Annotated in this window: 17 protein-coding genes; 10 read left to right on the top strand and 7 right to left on the bottom strand. The window is 63.1% G+C overall.

The genetic code is table 11. The annotated features are described in order from the left end of the window. Window position 1: 1 nt before the first annotated feature. Complete coding sequence (gene cydB / locus PFLCHA0_RS26600; RefSeq protein WP_011063587.1) at window positions 2–1009, top strand: cytochrome d ubiquinol oxidase subunit II; 1008 nt, start codon at window positions 2–4, stop codon at window positions 1007–1009. Window positions 1010–1121: 112 nt separating this feature from the next. Further along, complete coding sequence (locus PFLCHA0_RS31440; protein WP_011063586.1) at window positions 1122–1289, top strand: DUF2474 domain-containing protein; 168 nt, start codon at window positions 1122–1124, stop codon at window positions 1287–1289. A gap of 96 nt (window positions 1290–1385) precedes the next feature. On the opposite strand, the gene PFLCHA0_RS26595 is transcribed toward PFLCHA0_RS31440, so the two are convergent. Further along, window positions 1386–2510 carry a methyltransferase gene (locus PFLCHA0_RS26595; protein WP_015637112.1) on the bottom strand — a complete coding sequence of 375 codons (1125 nt, stop codon included), beginning with the start codon at window positions 2508–2510 and terminating at the stop codon, window positions 1386–1388. A 214-nt stretch (window positions 2511–2724) separates the two neighbouring features. Between PFLCHA0_RS26595 and PFLCHA0_RS26590 the strand changes: the two genes are divergently transcribed. After that, complete coding sequence (locus PFLCHA0_RS26590; protein WP_015637111.1) at window positions 2725–3501, top strand: ferredoxin--NADP reductase; 777 nt, start codon at window positions 2725–2727, stop codon at window positions 3499–3501. A gap of 47 nt (window positions 3502–3548) precedes the next feature. Here the strand turns inward: PFLCHA0_RS26590 and mscL are convergent, their stop codons facing one another. After that, window positions 3549–3962, bottom strand: coding sequence for a large-conductance mechanosensitive channel protein MscL (gene mscL / locus PFLCHA0_RS26585; protein WP_011063583.1), 414 nt, complete (start codon window positions 3960–3962; stop codon window positions 3549–3551). Window positions 3963–4249: 287 nt separating this feature from the next. On the opposite strand from mscL, the gene katB reads away from it, so the two are divergent. The 4 genes from katB to PFLCHA0_RS26565 all read left to right on the top strand — a co-directional run bounded on the left by katB (window position 4250) and on the right by PFLCHA0_RS26565 (window position 8594). Beyond that, the gene (katB, locus tag PFLCHA0_RS26580) at window positions 4250–5791 is read left to right on the top strand and encodes a catalase KatB (protein ID WP_015637110.1); all 1542 of its coding nucleotides are present in this window, start codon (window positions 4250–4252) and stop codon (window positions 5789–5791) included. Window positions 5792–5857: 66 nt separating this feature from the next. Then, entirely contained in the window at window positions 5858–6418 is a 561-nt protein-coding gene (locus PFLCHA0_RS26575; protein ID WP_015637109.1) for an ankyrin repeat domain-containing protein, read from the top strand. 45 nt (window positions 6419–6463) lie between these two features. Further along, window positions 6464–7831, top strand: a complete 1368-nt coding sequence (gene radA / locus PFLCHA0_RS26570; RefSeq protein WP_011063580.1) for a DNA repair protein RadA — start codon at window positions 6464–6466, stop codon at window positions 7829–7831. A gap of 34 nt (window positions 7832–7865) precedes the next feature. Continuing rightward, the gene (locus tag PFLCHA0_RS26565) at window positions 7866–8594 is read left to right on the top strand and encodes a hypothetical protein (RefSeq protein ID WP_041752604.1); all 729 of its coding nucleotides are present in this window, start codon (window positions 7866–7868) and stop codon (window positions 8592–8594) included. 7 nt (window positions 8595–8601) lie between these two features. On the opposite strand, the gene PFLCHA0_RS26560 is transcribed toward PFLCHA0_RS26565, so the two are convergent. Beyond that, window positions 8602–8970, bottom strand: a complete 369-nt coding sequence (locus PFLCHA0_RS26560; RefSeq protein ID WP_011063578.1) for a PilZ domain-containing protein — start codon at window positions 8968–8970, stop codon at window positions 8602–8604. Window positions 8971–9024: 54 nt separating this feature from the next. Continuing rightward, entirely contained in the window at window positions 9025–9486 is a 462-nt protein-coding gene (locus tag PFLCHA0_RS26555; protein ID WP_015637107.1) for a methyltransferase family protein, read from the bottom strand. A gap of 216 nt (window positions 9487–9702) precedes the next feature. On the opposite strand from PFLCHA0_RS26555, the gene PFLCHA0_RS26550 reads away from it, so the two are divergent. The 3 genes from PFLCHA0_RS26550 (at window position 9703) to yjiA (ending at window position 13069) form a co-directional block, all read left to right on the top strand. Continuing rightward, window positions 9703–11769, top strand: coding sequence for a carbon starvation CstA family protein (locus tag PFLCHA0_RS26550; protein ID WP_011063576.1), 2067 nt, complete (start codon window positions 9703–9705; stop codon window positions 11767–11769). 16 nt (window positions 11770–11785) lie between these two features. Continuing rightward, a complete protein-coding gene (locus PFLCHA0_RS26545) occupies window positions 11786–11983 on the top strand; it encodes a YbdD/YjiX family protein (RefSeq protein ID WP_007937254.1) in 198 nt (65 codons plus the stop codon). 114 nt (window positions 11984–12097) lie between these two features. Beyond that, a complete protein-coding gene (gene yjiA, locus PFLCHA0_RS26540) occupies window positions 12098–13069 on the top strand; it encodes a GTPase (RefSeq protein ID WP_015637106.1) in 972 nt (323 codons plus the stop codon). A gap of 6 nt (window positions 13070–13075) precedes the next feature. Here yjiA and PFLCHA0_RS26535 read toward each other — a convergent pair whose 3' ends face one another. From PFLCHA0_RS26535 to PFLCHA0_RS26525, 3 genes are all read right to left on the bottom strand, one after another. Next, entirely contained in the window at window positions 13076–13771 is a 696-nt protein-coding gene (locus PFLCHA0_RS26535; RefSeq protein ID WP_011063574.1) for a GntR family transcriptional regulator, read from the bottom strand. A 35-nt stretch (window positions 13772–13806) separates the two neighbouring features. Next, window positions 13807–14520, bottom strand: coding sequence for a FadR/GntR family transcriptional regulator (locus PFLCHA0_RS26530; protein ID WP_011063573.1), 714 nt, complete (start codon window positions 14518–14520; stop codon window positions 13807–13809). 79 nt (window positions 14521–14599) lie between these two features. Then, on the bottom strand, window positions 14600–15913 hold the full coding sequence (locus tag PFLCHA0_RS26525; RefSeq protein WP_015637104.1) for a C4-dicarboxylate transporter DctA: 1314 nt from the start codon (window positions 15911–15913) through the stop codon (window positions 14600–14602). Window positions 15914–16179: the final 266 nt, after the last annotated feature.

Below are 16179 nucleotides of genomic sequence, written 5' to 3'. Positions count from 1 at the left end.
CATGGGTATTGATCTTCCGCTGCTCTGGGCCGTGATTATCATCTTCGGCATCATGATGTACGTGGTCATGGACGGCTTCGACCTGGGGATCGGGATTCTCTTCCCGTTCGTCAAGGACGACCGCGACCGTGACGTAATGATGAACACCGTCGCGCCTGTCTGGGACGGCAACGAAACCTGGCTGGTACTGGGGGGCGCGGCGTTGTTCGGCGCTTTCCCGCTGGCCTACTCGGTGGTGCTCTCGGCACTCTACCTGCCGCTGATCCTGATGCTGGTGGGCCTGATCTTCCGCGGCGTGGCCTTCGAGTTCCGCTTCAAGGCCAAGGAAGACAAGCGCCACATCTGGGACAAGGCCTTCATCGGCGGCTCGGTGGCGGCGACCTTCTTCCAGGGCGTGGCCCTGGGGGCATTCATCGATGGGCTGCCGGTGGTCAACCGCCAGTTCGCCGGCGGTTCCCTGGACTGGCTGACCCCGTTCACCCTGTTCTGCGGCCTGGCGCTGGTGGTGGCCTATGCCTTGCTCGGTTGCACCTGGCTGATCATGAAGACCGAAGGCAAGCTGCAACTGCAGATGCATGACCTGGCGCGGCCCCTGGCCTACGTGGTGCTGGCGGTGATCGGCGTCGTCAGTATCTGGACGCCCCTGGCCCACGCCGAGATTGCCGCGCGCTGGTTCACCCTGCCGAACCTGTTCTGGTTCCTGCCGGTGCCGATCCTGGTGCTGGTGACCATGTACGGCCTGCTCCGCGCCGTGGCCCGCAACGCCCACTACACGCCGTTCCTGCTGACCCTGGTGCTGATCTTCCTCGGCTACAGCGGCCTGGGCATCAGCCTGTGGCCGAACATAGTGCCACCGTCGATCTCCATCTGGGACGCCGCCGCGCCGCCGCAGAGCCAGGGCTTCATGCTGGTGGGCACCTTGTTCATCATCCCGTTCATCCTGGGTTATACCTTCTGGAGCTACTACGTGTTCCGCGGCAAGGTCACCCACGAAGACGGTTATCACTAGGTAGGAGCCGGCTTGCCGGCGAAGAGGCCTTCGCGCCTTGCGCCGAGCTTGCGGTCGCTTTCGCTGGCACGCCAGCTCCTACGGGAATCCGGGTTAGGCAGGAGTTGAGGTCATGAGCGGTAAACACTCTTTGCAGGAAATCGAACAGGCGGAAAAGAAGCCGCTGTGGCAGCGCCTGGGTTGGCTGGTAATGATCTGGGGCGGCAGTGTCCTGGCCCTGTTCGTGGTCGCCAGCCTGATGCGCATGTTCATGAATGCCGCAGGCCTGACCACCCACTGATCATCCCATCCCGTTGCCTTGCGGCACGGTTTCAACCCTCCCTTGGTGGAGGGTTTTTTTTGCCTGTCGAAAAGGCCGCTGTGTTCTGGCGAGACCTTACTTGCGGGCCTTGAGGATGACGAACTTGGGGGTTGCCGCCACTTGCTCGACGCCGCGGAACAGCCGCGCCAGCTTGCTGTGGTAGCCCAGGTGGCGGTTGCCGACGATGTACAGTGCGCCCCCTACCACCAGGGCCTCCCGGGCCTGCTGGAACATGCGCCAGGCGAGGAAGTCGCCCACCACCTGCTGCTGGTGGAACGGCGGGTTGCACAGCACCACCTCCAGGGATTGCGCTGCCTGTCCGGCCAGGCCGTCGCCGGCTCGCATTTGGGCTTCGCGCTCGCCCAGCACGGCCTGCCAGTTCTCCCGGGCCGATTGCACCGCCATGAAGGATTCGTCCACCAGGGTGTAATGGGCCTGGGGGTTGTCCAGGGCGCTGGCAATGGCCAGGACGCCGTTGCCGCAGCCCAGGTCCGCGACCCGGGCGCTGCCGAGGTTCTGCGGCAGGTGCGGGAGGAAGGCGCGGGTGCCGATGTCCAGGCCTTCGCGGCAGAACACGTTGGCGTGGTTGAGCAGCTCGATGGCCGGCTGTTCCAGGCGATAGCGGGTCGGGTAGGGCGACACGACGGGCTGCTTGTCTTGCGGCGTGGCAATCAGCAGCCGAGCCTTTTTCACCGCCAGCGAGGCCTGGACCGGGCCGATGTAGCGCTCCAGCAAATCACCGGCGGCGCGGGGCAGGTGCTTGACCATCGCCGCCGCCACCACCTGGGCGCCGGGGGCCAGCTGCCCTTGCAGGCGGATCAGTTGCTCTTCCAGCAGGGCCAGGGTCTTGGGGACGCGGATCAGCACCCGGTCGAAGGGGCCGGCCAGGGGCTCGCTGGCCGGCACCACACGCACGGCGTCGAAGGGCAGGCCGTTGCGCACCAGGTTCTTTTCCAGGGCCAGGGCGCCCAGGTAAGAGTCGCCACTGCTGCTGACCTGGACCTTGCCCAGCAGGCTCGCGGCCAGGGCGCCGAAGCTGTCGTTGAGCACCAGCACCCGGGTGTCGCTGGCCGGTTGTTGTTCGGCCAGGTGATTGAGCAGGTATTCGTCCGCCGCGTCGAAGGCTTGCAGTGGCTCGTTCTGCTGTTCGGGCTGGCGGATCAGGTCGAGCTGGGCGAAGGGGCTTGCAAGCAGGGGCATGGGGCGGACTCTAGGTAATCGGTGAATGTCCCGGCGGTGGGGGTTGTCGAGTGCACGGGAACCCTCGGACAGCGGCAGTGCGGGCTGTTCGAAGCGGGGCTAAATGGTACGTTTTTTTGTCGCTGATTGCCCGCGCTCTATGCCACTACAAACCGCCGGTGTTTCTGCGCGGCGCTTTGCGGGACACTAGCGCATCGGTTTTGTGGAGCCTGTCATGACTGCCAGTGAAGAAAAGTACACCCGCCAGACCCTGCTCGAGGTCCAGCCCTTGACCTCCAGCCTGTTCACCCTGCGCACCACCCGGGATGCGGGTTTTCGCTTTCGTGCCGGGCAGTTCGCTCGCCTCGGGGTGACCAAGGCCGACGGCAGTACGGTGTGGCGCGCCTATTCCATGGTGTCGTCGCCGTTCGATGAGTTTCTCGAGTTCTTTTCCATCGTGGTGCCCGGCGGCGAGTTCACCAGCGAGCTGAGCCGCCTGGAAGTGGGGGACAGCCTGCTGGTGGATCGCCAGGCCTTTGGCTACCTGACCCTGGACCGTTTCGTCGATGGTCGCGACCTCTGGTTGCTATCCACCGGCACCGGGATTGCGCCGTTCCTGTCGATCCTCCAGGACTTCGAGGTGTGGGAAAAATTCGAACGCATCATCCTGGTCTACAGCGTGCGCGAGGCCAAGGAGCTGGCCTATCAGCGCCTGCTGGCCGAGTTGCCCCAGCGCGAATACCTGGCGGAATTTGCCCATAAGCTGCAATTCATCAGCACCGTGACCCGCGAGCAGCATCCGGGCAGCCTCAACGGGCGCATCACCCAGTTGATCGAGAGCGGTGAGCTGGAGCGTGCCGCCGGCGTGGATCTGAGCCCCGAGCACTCCCGGGTGATGCTCTGCGGCAACCCACAGATGATCGATGACACCCGCGCCCTGCTCAAGCAGCGGGGCATGAGCCTGAGCCTGACCCGGCGACCGGGGCAGGTGGCGGTGGAAAACTACTGGTAATGAAAACGGCGCCATCAGGGCGCCGTTGTCGTATTGCGGGATCAGCCTCAGGGCTTGTTGTTCTGAGCCTTGAGCAGATCGCGGATCTCCCCCAGCAGCTCTTCTTCCTTGGTCGGCACCGGCGGCAGCGTCGGGGCCACGGCTTCTTCGCGCTTGAGACGGTTGATCACCTTGACCCCCATGAAGATGGCGAAGGCAATGATCACGAAGTCGATGATGCTCTGGATGAACTTGCCGTACGCCAAGACCACTGCCGGCGTATCGCCCGCAGCCGCCTTGAGCGTGACCGCCAGATCCCCGAAGTTCACCCCACCGATCAGCAGGCCGATTGGCGGCATGACCACGTCGCCAACAAAGGACGAGACGATCTTGCCGAACGCGGCGCCGATGATGATACCGACGGCCATATCGACCACATTACCTTTGACCGCGAAGGCCTTGAATTCACTTAGCACGCCCATAGGTTATTCCTTGCTACAGATGAGGTTGGTTACGGCAGTGTAATTCAGCAAAAAGCATTTTGCCGAAACAACTTTTTACAGCTCGCGGGGTTATCGACCGATAAAGAGGCAAATAGTTTATTCAAAGTGCCATCAAATCGCGCGCGATATACCCCGCGCCCCACGATATAACCAGTACATTCTGTCAATCGAACGGTTACGGCCTTTCTATTTATCTTTCAAATATTTAGTCACTAGCCTCTAGCAGGCGCATCGAGATGCGCCTTATATAACTAGAGGAATACAACATGACCGCTTCTCTTGGCCTTGGGAGTCTTTCCCAGCGACGCGTACTGGGCGTGCTTGCCGCCAGTATGCTTTCCCTTTCCGTACAGGCCGCCACGCTGACCCGCGACAACGGTGCGGCAGTGGGCGACAACCAGAATTCGCAGACTGCGGGCGCCACCGGCCCGGTGCTGTTGCAAGACGTGCAGTTGATTCAGAAACTCCAGCGGTTCGACCGCGAGCGCATTCCAGAGCGTGTGGTGCATGCCCGTGGCACGGGTGCCCACGGTACTTTCACGGTAACCGACAACCTCACGGACCTGACCCGTGCCAAGGTGTTTGCCGCCGGCGAAGTGACCCCGGTATTCGTGCGTTTCTCGGCGGTGGTGCATGGCAACCACTCCCCGGAAACCTTGCGCGATCCACGGGGCTTCGCCACCAAGTTCTATACCGCGGACGGTAACTGGGACCTGGTGGGCAACAACTTCCCGACCTTCTTCATTCGTGATGCCATCAAGTTCCCGGACATGGTGCATGCGTTCAAACCCGATCCGCGCACCAATCTCGACGATGACTCGCGGCGTTTCGACTTCTTCTCCCATGTTCCAGAAGCCACCCGTACTCTGACCGAGCTGTATTCCAACTCCGGCACTCCGGCCAGTTACCGGGAAATGGACGGTAATGGTGTGCATGCCTACAAGTTGATCAACGCCAAGGGCGAAGTGCACTACGTGAAGTTCCACTGGAAGAGCCTGCAGGGTCTGAAGAATCTCGACCCGAAACAAGTGGTGGAGGTACAGGGCCGCGATTACAGTCATATGACTAATGACTTGGTAACCCACATTAATAAAGGGGACTTTCCCAAGTGGGACTTGTATGTCCAGGTATTGAAACCCGAAGACCTGGCCAAGTTTGATTTCGACCCGCTGGACGCTACCAAGATCTGGCCCGGCGTGCCCGAGCGCAAAGTCGGGCAGATGGTGTTGAACCGCAATCCGGCCAACGTCTTCCAGGAAACCGAGCAAGTGGCCATGGCGCCGGCCAATCTGGTGCCGGGCATCGAACCGTCGGAAGACCGCCTGCTGCAAGGACGGGTGTTCTCCTATGCCGATACCCAGATGTACCGCATCGGCGCCAATGCCCTGCAACTGCCGATCAACGCGCCGAAGAACCCGGTGAACAACGGCAACCAGGACGGCGCGATGAACCTGGGCCACAGCAGCACGGGGGTCAACTACCAGCCAAGCCGCCTGATGCCACGCGAAGAGCCGCAGACCGCGCGCTACAGCCAGATGGCGCTGGCGGGCAGCACCCAGCAGGCGAAGATCCAGCGCGAGCAGAACTTCAAGCAGGCCGGTGACCTGTATCGCTCCTTCAGCAAGAAGGAACGCCAGGACCTGATCGACAGCTTCGGCGGCTCCCTGGCCACCACTGATGATGAGAGCAAGCACATCATGCTGTCGTTCCTTTACAAGGCCGACCCTGAATACGGCACTGGGGTGACCAAGGTGGCCAAGGGCGACCTGGCCCGAGTCAAGGCCCTGGCGGTGAAGTTGAGCGACTGATCGAGCGAGCCTTACCCGTCACGCCCGCCCGGGCGTGACGTCTTTTTCCGACAGAGGAGTCGCGCCATGCGTCTTTTTATAGCGCTGCTGTCAGTGGCCTGGTCGTTTGCCGCCTACGCGCAGCCTACGGCCGAAGCAGCGGCCGCCGCCGACCCGGTGGCGGTCAAGGTCCAGCTGGAAAACTACTATTTCGATGCCGCCCGCCGTGGCGATGTGGAAATGCTCGACACCTTTATCGCGGCCGGCTATTCCCTCGATACCCAGGATGAAAAGGGCTACACCGCGCTGATCCTCGCGGCCTATCACGGCCAGGGCCCGGCGGTGGAGCGCCTGCTGGCCGCTGGGGCCAACGCCTGCGCCCAGGACAAGCGTGGCAACACGGCCTTGATGGGGGCGATCTTCAAGGGCGAGGTGCAGATCGCCCGGCGCCTGCTGGCCGCCGATTGCAGTCCCGACCAGCGCAATGGCGCCGGGCAGACCGCCGCCATGTACGCCGGGTTGTTCAAGCGGGTCGAATTGCTCGACGCCCTGGCCGCCAAGGGCGCCGACCTGAATGCCGAGGATCCCCTGGGCAATAGCGCCACGCGCCTGGCCAGCGGGCAGATACGTACCGCCGCACCGCGCTGATCCGCGCCAGCTGAGCTATCATCGCGGTTTTTGCCGGGGGTTCAGATGGCCAAGGCCAAGCGCATGTACGGCTGCACCGAGTGCGGCTCCACCTTTCCCAAATGGGCCGGGCAATGCGGTGAGTGCGGGGCCTGGAACACCCTGACCGAGACCATGATCGAAAGCGGCGGCGCGGCGGCACCTGCCGGGCGCACCGGCTGGGCCGGGCAGCAGGCGCAGATCAAGACCCTGGCGGAAGTCAGCGTCGAGGAAATTCCGCGTTTCTCCACCGCTTCCGGTGAACTCGATCGGGTACTGGGCGGCGGCCTGGTGGACGGTTCGGTGGTGCTGATCGGTGGTGATCCGGGGATCGGCAAGTCGACCATCCTGCTGCAGACCCTGTGCAATATCGCCACGCGCATGCCGGCGCTGTATGTCACCGGTGAGGAATCCCAGCAGCAGGTGGCGATGCGCGCCCGGCGCCTGGGCCTGCCCCAGGACCAACTGCGGGTGATGACCGAGACCTGCATCGAAACCATCATCGCCACGGCCCGGGTAGAAAAACCCAAGGTCATGGTGATCGACTCGATCCAGACGATTTTCACCGAACAACTGCAGTCGGCCCCGGGCGGCGTGTCCCAGGTGCGCGAGAGCGCGGCCTTGCTGGTGCGCTACGCCAAGCAGAGCGGCACGGCGATCTTCCTCGTCGGCCACGTGACCAAGGAAGGCGCCCTGGCCGGGCCGCGGGTGCTGGAGCACATGGTGGACACCGTGCTGTATTTCGAAGGCGAATCCGACGGGCGCCTGCGCTTGCTGCGGGCGGTGAAGAACCGTTTCGGTGCGGTGAATGAGCTGGGTGTATTCGGCATGACTGACCGCGGATTGAAGGAGGTCTCCAATCCTTCGGCGATTTTCCTGACTCGTGCCCAGGAAGAGGTTCCGGGCAGCGTGGTGATGGCCACCTGGGAAGGCACCCGGCCGATGCTGGTGGAGGTCCAGGCGCTGGTGGATGACAGCCACCTGGCCAACCCGCGCCGGGTGACCCTGGGCCTGGACCAGAACCGCCTGGCCATGCTGCTGGCGGTGCTGCATCGCCATGGCGGCATCCCCACCCACGATCAGGATGTGTTCCTCAACGTGGTGGGCGGGGTCAAGGTGCTGGAAACCGCCTCCGACCTGGCGTTGATGGCCGCCGTGATGTCGAGCCTGCGCAACCGTCCGTTGCCCCATGACCTGCTGGTGTTTGGCGAAGTCGGCCTGTCGGGTGAGGTGCGCCCGGTGCCCAGCGGTCAGGAGCGCTTGAAGGAAGCGGCCAAGCACGGCTTCAAGCGAGCTATCGTGCCCAAGGGCAACGCGCCGAAAGAGGCGCCGCCGGGCTTGAAGATCATTGCCGTGACCCGCCTAGAGCAGGCGCTGGATGCACTTTTCGAGTAAGCATGTAGGTCTTTTTTGAAAGGAAGCAGGTGATATGGCCATGAGCGGATTCAGGGGGCGGGTGTTGGGTTGGGGGTTGCTGGGCTATTGCGGCCTGGCCCTGGCACAGCCGGCCGAGGTGCCGGAAGGCTATCGGATTGCCCAGCAGGTGTTGGTGGGCGACGGTTCGGTGCTGGAGGTGCTGGAGGATGTGCGCATCACCCCCCAGTTGCATGCCGATAGCTGGGGCAATGGCCTAGACGCCGACAGCTTTGCCGAGCCGGAGGGGGATCAGCCGAGCGCGCCGTTGGGAGCCCAGGCGCGCCTGGTGTCCGATAGCGGCGAGGTACTGGCGCAGAAGTCCCTGGGCTACCCGATGGCCACCGTGGAAAAGGCACCGCTGAACGGCCTGCCGTCCCCGGCGTTTTTCCTGACCATCGACCAGACCGCTCCCATGGGCAGCTACAGCGGCCCGGCCACCCAAGTGCTGATGCCGGAACAGAATCAGTTGGACCCGGTGCTGTGCCAGGGGGAGGGCGCGGAGAAGCAGCCGCTGGTGTTTGCCCAGACCGGCAAGGCGGCCTGGCAGATCGTACCGTCCGTTGGTGGCGGCACGGAAAGCATCCAGCAGGTGTCGTCCGCTTCATCGATGGAGAACGAAGAGTTCGTTACCACCTATCGCACCTTCCGTTATGCCGACGGCCAGTGGACTGTCACCACGCGCCAGCAGGCGGGTTACTGGGACACGGAAAGCGAGTTTCCCGAGCCCGCGCTGTTTCCCTGAAAGGGCATCAGATATCGATCAAGGCCCCGAGCTCGCGCTCAAGCTCCTCGGGGTCTCCCAGGTTCAATTCGATCAGGCGCCTGAGGTGCTCGATGGACTCCAGGCCGATGTGCAGGCAGACGAAGCCCAGTTGGCCCTTATTGTCATGGGCCAGTTGTACGTCCATGCGCACATCGGCGTCGGAGCTCAGGTGAATGTCGGCCTCGAAGGGGCGCGCCGGGTCGCCCAGCCACGGATCGGGGCGCTCGATCAGCAGGCCCTTCAGTGAAAGATCCAGCAGCCGTACCGGCCAGCGGTGGGTGCCTTGGCTGAGTTCGGTCCGGGCATCGAAGGCGATGCGTTTGAAGCGTCGGCGGTCGTCGTGTTGCTCGGTCATGGGCTGGCCCTCTGCATGGTGCCCTGAACTATAGACCCCGGTTCGCGCCTGTCGCTACAACCAGCGCCGGACCTTGCGGCAGTAGTCACGGTAGGGCTGGCCAAAGAGCTCCAGCAGTTGTCTCTCGTCCGGGCGGATTACCGTGCGGTTCATCAGGTACAGCAGCCCCGGCAGCAACAGCCAGGGCCACAGGTTGCCCAGCAGCAGGGCAATGGCGCAGTAGCCCAGGGTGTCGCCCAGGTTGATCGGGTTGCGCGAGATGGCGAAGGGGCCATCGCGGAGCAACTGGTCGGGCTGGTCGAAGTTGCTGGAGGTGGTGCGCTGTTGCCGGAAACGCCACATGGCCCAGAACGACAAGCCCTGCCCGAAGACGATCAGGATCACTGCCAGGCTGCGCACGCCGTTATTGACCGGCAGCGGCAAGGGCAGCCAGCCGCTGAGAAACAGCGCCAGGGTCAGGCACAGTAAATACAGGAGTGGCGGTGGCAATGGCGGTTGTTCGGGTGGCGTTGACATGGAGGTTCCTGCACCAGGGCTCAAGCGTGCGACTGTCGGCAAGTGCCCAGGGTTCCGGTTTTTTCCTGGCGGGCGCCGCTCAGGCAGATCGGGAGCAAGAAAAACCGCCCTCATAAGTTAAAAGAAGGCTCTAGACCAACGTGGGGGGTGGTCTTTAAGAGCAGTAGCGCTACACTCGAAACGCGGTTTTTCTATCCTCCTGGCTGGAATAAAAAAATGAAAAATAATAATAGCCTGCTGCGCCATGTTCCTTGGCTGCTGCTGGCAATCGTAGGAGCTTGCGCCCTTGGCGTAGTTGCATTGCGTCGCGGCGAGGCGATCAACGCCTTGTGGATTGTGGTCGCCGCCGTGGCCATCTATCTGGTGGCGTACCGGTATTACAGTCTGTTCATTGCCAACAACGTGATGCAGCTGGACCCGGGACGGGCCACGCCCGCCGTGGTCAACAATGATGGTCTGGACTACGTCCCGACCAACAAGCACATCCTCTTCGGTCACCACTTCGCGGCCATTGCCGGCGCAGGCCCCCTGGTGGGCCCGGTGCTGGCGGCGCAGATGGGCTACCTGCCCGGCACCCTGTGGCTGATTGCCGGGGTGGTCCTGGCCGGTGCGGTGCAGGACTTCATGGTGCTGTTCCTGTCCACCCGGCGTAACGGCCGTTCCCTGGGCGACATGGTCCGTGAGGAAATGGGCCGTATCCCGGGGACCATCGCGCTGTTCGGCTGCTTCCTGATCATGATCATCATCCTCGCGGTGCTGGCGCTGATCGTGGTCAAGGCCCTGGCCGAGAGCCCGTGGGGCATCTTCACGGTGATGGCGACCATCCCGATCGCGGTGTTCATGGGCGTGTACATGCGCTACATCCGCCCGGGCCGCATTGGTGAGATCTCGTTGATCGGCGTGCTGCTGTTGCTCGGCTCCATCTGGCTGGGTGGCCAGGTGGCGGCGGATCCGGTGTGGGGCAAGATGTTCACCTTCACCGGCGTGCAGATCACCTGGATGCTGATCGGCTACGGTTTCGTCGCGGCAGTACTGCCGGTGTGGCTGATCCTGGCACCGCGGGACTACCTGTCGACCTTCCTCAAGATCGGCACCATCATCGCTCTGGCGATCGGCATCCTGATCACCATGCCCGAGCTGAAGATGCCGGCCCTGACCCAGTTCACCGACGGCACCGGCCCGGTGTGGAAAGGCGGCCTGTTCCCCTTCCTGTTCATCACCATCGCCTGTGGCGCGGTCTCCGGCTTCCATGCGCTGATCTCCTCGGGCACCACGCCCAAGCTGCTGGATAACGAAGCCAACGCCCGCTACATCGGCTACGGCGGCATGCTCATGGAGTCCTTCGTGGCGATCATGGCCATGGTCGCGGCCTCGGTGATCGAGCCGGGCGTGTACTTCGCCATGAACAGTCCGGCGGCCATCGTCGGCGGCGACGTGGTGGCGGTAGCCCAGACTGTCAGCAGCTGGGGCTTTGCGATCAGCCCGGACCAACTGCAGGCGGTGGCCAAGGACATCGGTGAAAACACCATCCTGGCCCGTGCCGGCGGCGCGCCGACCCTGGCAGTGGGGATCGCGCAGATCCTCCACCATGTATTGCCGGGTGAGAACACCATGGCCTTCTGGTACCACTTCGCGATCCTGTTCGAAGCCCTGTTCATCCTCACTGCGGTGGACGCCGGTACCCGTGCCGGGCGCTTCATGCTCCAGGACCTGCTGGGCTCCTTCGTTCCGGCGCTGAAACGCACCGAGTCGTGGACCGCCAACCTGATTGCCACCGCAGGCTGCGTGGCGCTCTGGGGCTACCTGCTGTACCAGGGCGTGATCGATCCTCTGGGCGGCATCAACACCCTGTGGCCGCTGTTCGGCATCTCCAACCAGATGCTGGCCGGTATCGCCCTGATGCTGGGTACCGTGGTGCTGATCAAGATGAAGCGCCAGCGCTACATTTGGGTCACCCTGCTGCCGGCTGTGTGGCTGCTGATCTGCACCACCACCGCAGGCTTCATCAAGCTGTTCGACGCCAACCCGGCGATCGGCTTCCTGTCGCTGGCGAAGAAATACAGCGATGCAATGGCCAACGGCCAGATCATCGCTCCGGCCAAGGACATCACGCAGATGCAGCACGTGATCTTCAACGCCTACACCAACGCGACCCTGACAGCCCTGTTCCTGCTGGTGGTGTTCAGCATCCTGTTCTACGCGCTCAAGGTCGGCATCGCCGCCTGGGGCAGCAAGGAGCGTACGGATAAAGAATCGCCCTATCAGGCCGTGCCGGACGCGTAACTCGAGGATTGCAACGATGTTCAATGACCTGAGTCGCCTCGGTAAATACCTCGGTCAGGCCGCGCGCCTGATGGTCGGCATGCCCGACTACGACAACTACGTCGAGCATATGCAAACCAAGCACCCGGACAAGCCGGTGATGTCGTACGAGGCGTTCTTCCGGGAACGCCAGGAGGCGCGATACGGCGGTAAGGGCGGTCCGAAGTGCTGTTGAAATACAGCGTTTGAGCCACACCCCTGTAGGAGCCGGTTTGCCGGCGATAGCGGTTCTTCGGACGCCATCGCCGACAAGCCGGCTTCTACGTTTTTATGCGTGGGAGATCCTGTTTTGCACAACCCTATTCCCGTGACCGTGCTCAGCGGTTTTCTTGGCGCCGGCAAGACCACTTTGTTGCGCCACCTGCTCAAGGCCGAGCACGGCCTGAAAATCGCCGTGATCGAGAACGAATTCAGCGATGCCGGCATCGACACCCAGTTGCTGGGCGAGCAGCCGGTACAGGTCATGACCCTGTCCAACGGCTGCGTCTGCTGCACTATCCACACCGACCTGACCAAGGCCCTGTACCTGTTGCTGGAGCGTCTGGACAGCGGCGAGATCGACTTTGACCGGCTGGTGATCGAGTGTACCGGGTTGGCCGATCCGGCGCCGGTGGCACAGACCTTCTTCATCGATGAGGAACTGCGCGAACGCTATATCCTCGACGGCATCATCACCCTGGTGGACGCCAAGCACGCCGAGTTCCACCTGACCCAGACCATTGCCCAGGCGCAGATCGGTTTTGCCGACCGGCTGCTGGTGAGCAAGCGTGACCTGGTGGACGAGGCGACTTTCGAAGCCCTCGGCCAGCGCCTGACCCGGATCAACCGCCGGGCACCGATCCGCCTGGTGGAGCACGGCCAGATCGACCTGGCCGAACTGCTGGATGTGCGGGGGTTCAATCTCAATGCCGACCTGGGGGGCGGTCTCAGCCTGCGGCCAGTGAGCAAGGCGCCGTCAGTGGACCGGATTTCCAGCCTGGTGCTGCGCACCGAGCAAGCCCTGGACCTGGATCGCCTGAGCGAATTCATGAATGAGCTGCTGGAAGACCACGGCAAGCAACTGCTGCGCTACAAAGGTGTGCTGAGCGTTATCGACGAGCCCCGGCGCATGGTGTTCCAGGGCGTGCTCAAGCTCTATGGCTTCGATTGGGACAGCGAATGGGCCGAAGGCGAAGTGCGCGAGAGCGTGATGGTGTTCATTGCCGACGATCTGCCGGAAGAGAAGATCCGGCAGGGGTTCGAGCGGATGCTCGCGGGCTGATGGCGGCTACAGGCCGCCCAGCAGGCGCTGCTCCAGGTGCGCCAGGTGCTGGTTCATCAGGGTTTCGGCCTTTTCGGCATCGGCCTCCTGTAGTGCATCGATGATCTTCGAGTGTTCCTGCCAGGAGCAGTAGTTGCGGGCCTGGCCCTCGAACTGGGCGATGGCCAGTGAGGTCAGGGGCACCAGGCTGCCGAGGAACTGTGCCAGGGGTCCGTTGCCGGCGATTTCCGCCAGTTGCAGATGGAACTCCCCGGACAGGCGGATAGCCGGCCCGCGCTGGTCGCGGGCAATGGCCTCGCGCTCCTGGGCGATCAACTCGCGCAAGGGTTGCAACTGGCGCCGGGGCTGCTGGCAGGCCAGGCGCACCAGGGTGATTTCCGTCAGGCGCCGGGCATGCAGGATCTGCCGGGTCTGTTCCAGGTCCGGCGCCGCCACCTGGGGCCGGTAATTGGGCCGCAGGATCACCACTTGCTGATGGGAAAGCCGCGCCAGGACCTGGCGCACTATGCTGCGGCTGACGCCGAAGGCCTGCCCCAGGCTGTCTTCGGTGAAGCGGCTGCCGGGAGCGATGCGCTGTTCGAGAATGGCGTCGAAGATCTGCGGGTAGACATCATCCACCAGCAGCTTCCTTTCGCCCCGCGGGCGCCTTGGCAGGCTGGCCACCCGGGTGAAGGGATTGTTTTTCAGGGCGTAGCTGACCATGGCCTGTCTCCAGTCCGGTTGCTGACTCGGGGGGATTACTGGGCGCTGTTGCCCAGGTGATCGTCCGGGATATTCAGTTCGATGCCCATGCGCTGGCCTTCCTGGAGGATGTGCCGGCGCATCTCGGCGCTGGCCAGGGCGCTGTTCTTGTTGCGGATGGCCCGCACCACCGCCTCATTTTCTTCCAGGCGTTCGGCCAGGTGCTCCGGTGAATTGCGCAGGATCTGTGCACTTTGCTTGAGGGCATTGCTGGTCTGTTGCACCACGTTCTGGAAGATCGGGTTGCTGGTCAGGGTGAAGAGTTCCTCGTGGAAGGCGATGTAGGCGTTGACCCCGGCTTCGCTGTCGCCGGCTTCAAGGGCTTCGCGCATGTCCATCAGCGTCAGGCGCAACTGGCCGACTTCCTTGCTGCTGATGGATTGCGCCACCAGGCCGACGATGAAGGGCTCCAGGGTGTAGCGCAGTTGCAGCACGTCTTCGAGGCTGGCCCCGGCCACTGCACTGTCGCTGTTCTGCGCTTCGTCCAGGGGGGTGTCCAGCACCACCACGCCTTTGCCGGGCATGGAGCGCACCAGGCCCAGGGTCTCCAGGACGATCACCGCTTCGCGCAGGCTGGGGCGGCTGATGCCCAGTTGCTCGGCCAATTCGCGTTGCCCTGGCAGCATGTCGCCGGAGCGCCACTGGCCGCGGGCCAGGGCGGCCCGGAGCTTTTCTACCACTGAATTCACCACTGTTGACGAGCTGATCACTGCTGACTCCATGAACGATTAATAGCGCGCTGTTGCCGCGCCGAGTGTTGTGCCTGCCGATGACAGGCACAAGGTCGGGTCAAAATTCCTGCTGGTGGGCGCCGGTCACCGGTTTTCGGGCCTGGAAGGTGTAGCCCTGCTGGCCGCTGAGCACCTTGTTGGCCCGCTGCACGTCGATGTCCTTTTCCCAGCGGGCGATGGCGACGGTGGCCACGCAGTTGCCGATCAGGTTGGTCAAGGCGCGGCCAATGCCCATGAACCAGTCCACCGCCAGCACCAGCACCAGGCCCACCACTGGAATCGCCGGGATTGCAGTCAGGGTTGCCGCCAGGATCACCAGCGCCGAGCCGGGGATGCCGTGGGCGCCCTTGGAGGTGATCAGCGACACCAGAAGAATGGTCAAGAGGTCCGACATGGACAGCGGAGTGCCGGTGGCGTTGGCAATGAAGACGATGGCCAGGGTCAGGTAGATGGAGAAGCCGTCGAGGTTGAACGAGTAGCCGGTGGGAATCACCAGGCCTACGGTGGAACTGCCGATCCCCAGGTGTTCCAGCTTGCGCATGATCTGCGGCAGCACGGCGTCGGAGGAAGCGGTGCCGAGGACGATCAGCAACTCTTCGCGCAGGTACTTGAGAAAGGGCAGCATGCGCAGGCCCGACAAACGCATCACCAGGCCCAGGATCACCGCGACGAAGGCAAAGCAGGTCAGGTAGAACAGCCCCACCAGGCTGCCCAGGTGCTGCAGCGAATCCAGGCCGTACTTGCTGGTGGTGAAGGCGATGGCACCGAACACGCCGATGGGCGCCAGACGCACGATCATGCCCATGATGCGGAAGATCACATGGCTCAGTTCGTTGATCAGCCGGGAGATGCCCGAGGCGGCTTCACCCACCAGGTTAAGGGCGCTGCCGAACAGCACCGAGAACAGCAGTACCTGGAGGATGTTGTTCTCGGCGAAGGCACCGATCACCGAGGTGGGAATCAGGTCCATGAGGAACTGAGTGGTGGTGTGCATGTGCTGGCCACGCTGGGCGATGTCGCCCATGTCCGCGGTGGACAGTTGCTCCAGATGGATGTTGGCGCCGCTGCCGATGCCGGTGCTGAAGGCCATGATCAGGCCGATCACCAGGGCCACGGTGGTGAGGATCTCGAAGTAGATCACCGACTTGAGGCCGATGCGGCCGACCTTCTTCAGGTCGCCGGCACCGGAGATGCCGCTGACGACCACGCAGAACACGATCAGCCCGATCAGCATCTTGATCAGCTTGATGAAACCATCGCCTAGGGGTTTGAGCTGGGAGGAGTATTCGGGGAGGGTGAGTCCGCACACGATGCCGAGCATCAGTCCGAGGACAACCTGGAGGAAAATCGAACGCGAGCACCATCTGAGCATGGGGGGGAATCCTGGTCGGTGTCCTGTCTGCCGTGCGCGGGGGACGCGCAACGGATGGAGGACTTAATTATTGTGGTCTTACCGGTATGTCCAGTGCAGGCGCAGTCTACGCTCGGGTTTTATGGATTTACAAGGGGGAGGGTGCAGATTGGCTTTACCGGTCTGACCAGTGGTTTTTCCTCCTCTGGCCACTGTAGCCGTTGTCGCAGGCTGCGATCGGCCGGACCAGCCGCCCGGGCATCTTGCGTTCGCAAGACCTCGCAGGC

Source organism: Pseudomonas protegens CHA0 (assembly GCF_000397205.1).
Taxonomy (GTDB): Bacteria; Pseudomonadota; Gammaproteobacteria; order Pseudomonadales; family Pseudomonadaceae; genus Aquipseudomonas; species Aquipseudomonas protegens.
Note: the sequence above shows the minus strand (reverse complement) of the source record. Positions and strands in the feature narration are given on the sequence as shown.

Excerpts from the sequence above, each read along its gene's own strand:
- PFLCHA0_RS31440 (WP_011063586.1), top strand. The coding sequence starts at position 1,122 with ATGAGCGGTAAACACTCTTTGCAGGAAATCGAACAGGCGGAAAAGAAG.
- PFLCHA0_RS26590 (WP_015637111.1), top strand. The coding sequence starts at position 2,725 with ATGACTGCCAGTGAAGAAAAGTACACCCGCCAGACCCTGCTCGAGGTC.
- katB (WP_015637110.1), top strand. The coding sequence starts at position 4,250 with ATGACCGCTTCTCTTGGCCTTGGGAGTCTTTCCCAGCGACGCGTACTG.
- cydB (WP_011063587.1), top strand. The coding sequence starts at position 2 with ATGGGTATTGATCTTCCGCTGCTCTGGGCCGTGATTATCATCTTCGGC.
- PFLCHA0_RS26575 (WP_015637109.1), top strand. The coding sequence starts at position 5,858 with ATGCGTCTTTTTATAGCGCTGCTGTCAGTGGCCTGGTCGTTTGCCGCC.
- PFLCHA0_RS26555 (WP_015637107.1), bottom strand. The coding sequence starts at position 9,486 with ATGTCAACGCCACCCGAACAACCGCCATTGCCACCGCCACTCCTGTAT.
- mscL (WP_011063583.1), bottom strand. The coding sequence starts at position 3,962 with ATGGGCGTGCTAAGTGAATTCAAGGCCTTCGCGGTCAAAGGTAATGTG.
- PFLCHA0_RS26545 (WP_007937254.1), top strand. The coding sequence starts at position 11,786 with ATGTTCAATGACCTGAGTCGCCTCGGTAAATACCTCGGTCAGGCCGCG.
- PFLCHA0_RS26565 (WP_041752604.1), top strand. The coding sequence starts at position 7,866 with ATGGCCATGAGCGGATTCAGGGGGCGGGTGTTGGGTTGGGGGTTGCTG.
- PFLCHA0_RS26595 (WP_015637112.1), bottom strand. The coding sequence starts at position 2,510 with ATGCCCCTGCTTGCAAGCCCCTTCGCCCAGCTCGACCTGATCCGCCAG.
- PFLCHA0_RS26550 (WP_011063576.1), top strand. The coding sequence starts at position 9,703 with ATGAAAAATAATAATAGCCTGCTGCGCCATGTTCCTTGGCTGCTGCTG.
- PFLCHA0_RS26560 (WP_011063578.1), bottom strand. The coding sequence starts at position 8,970 with ATGACCGAGCAACACGACGACCGCCGACGCTTCAAACGCATCGCCTTC.
- PFLCHA0_RS26535 (WP_011063574.1), bottom strand. The coding sequence starts at position 13,771 with ATGGTCAGCTACGCCCTGAAAAACAATCCCTTCACCCGGGTGGCCAGC.
- radA (WP_011063580.1), top strand. The coding sequence starts at position 6,464 with ATGGCCAAGGCCAAGCGCATGTACGGCTGCACCGAGTGCGGCTCCACC.
- PFLCHA0_RS26525 (WP_015637104.1), bottom strand. The coding sequence starts at position 15,913 with ATGCTCAGATGGTGCTCGCGTTCGATTTTCCTCCAGGTTGTCCTCGGA.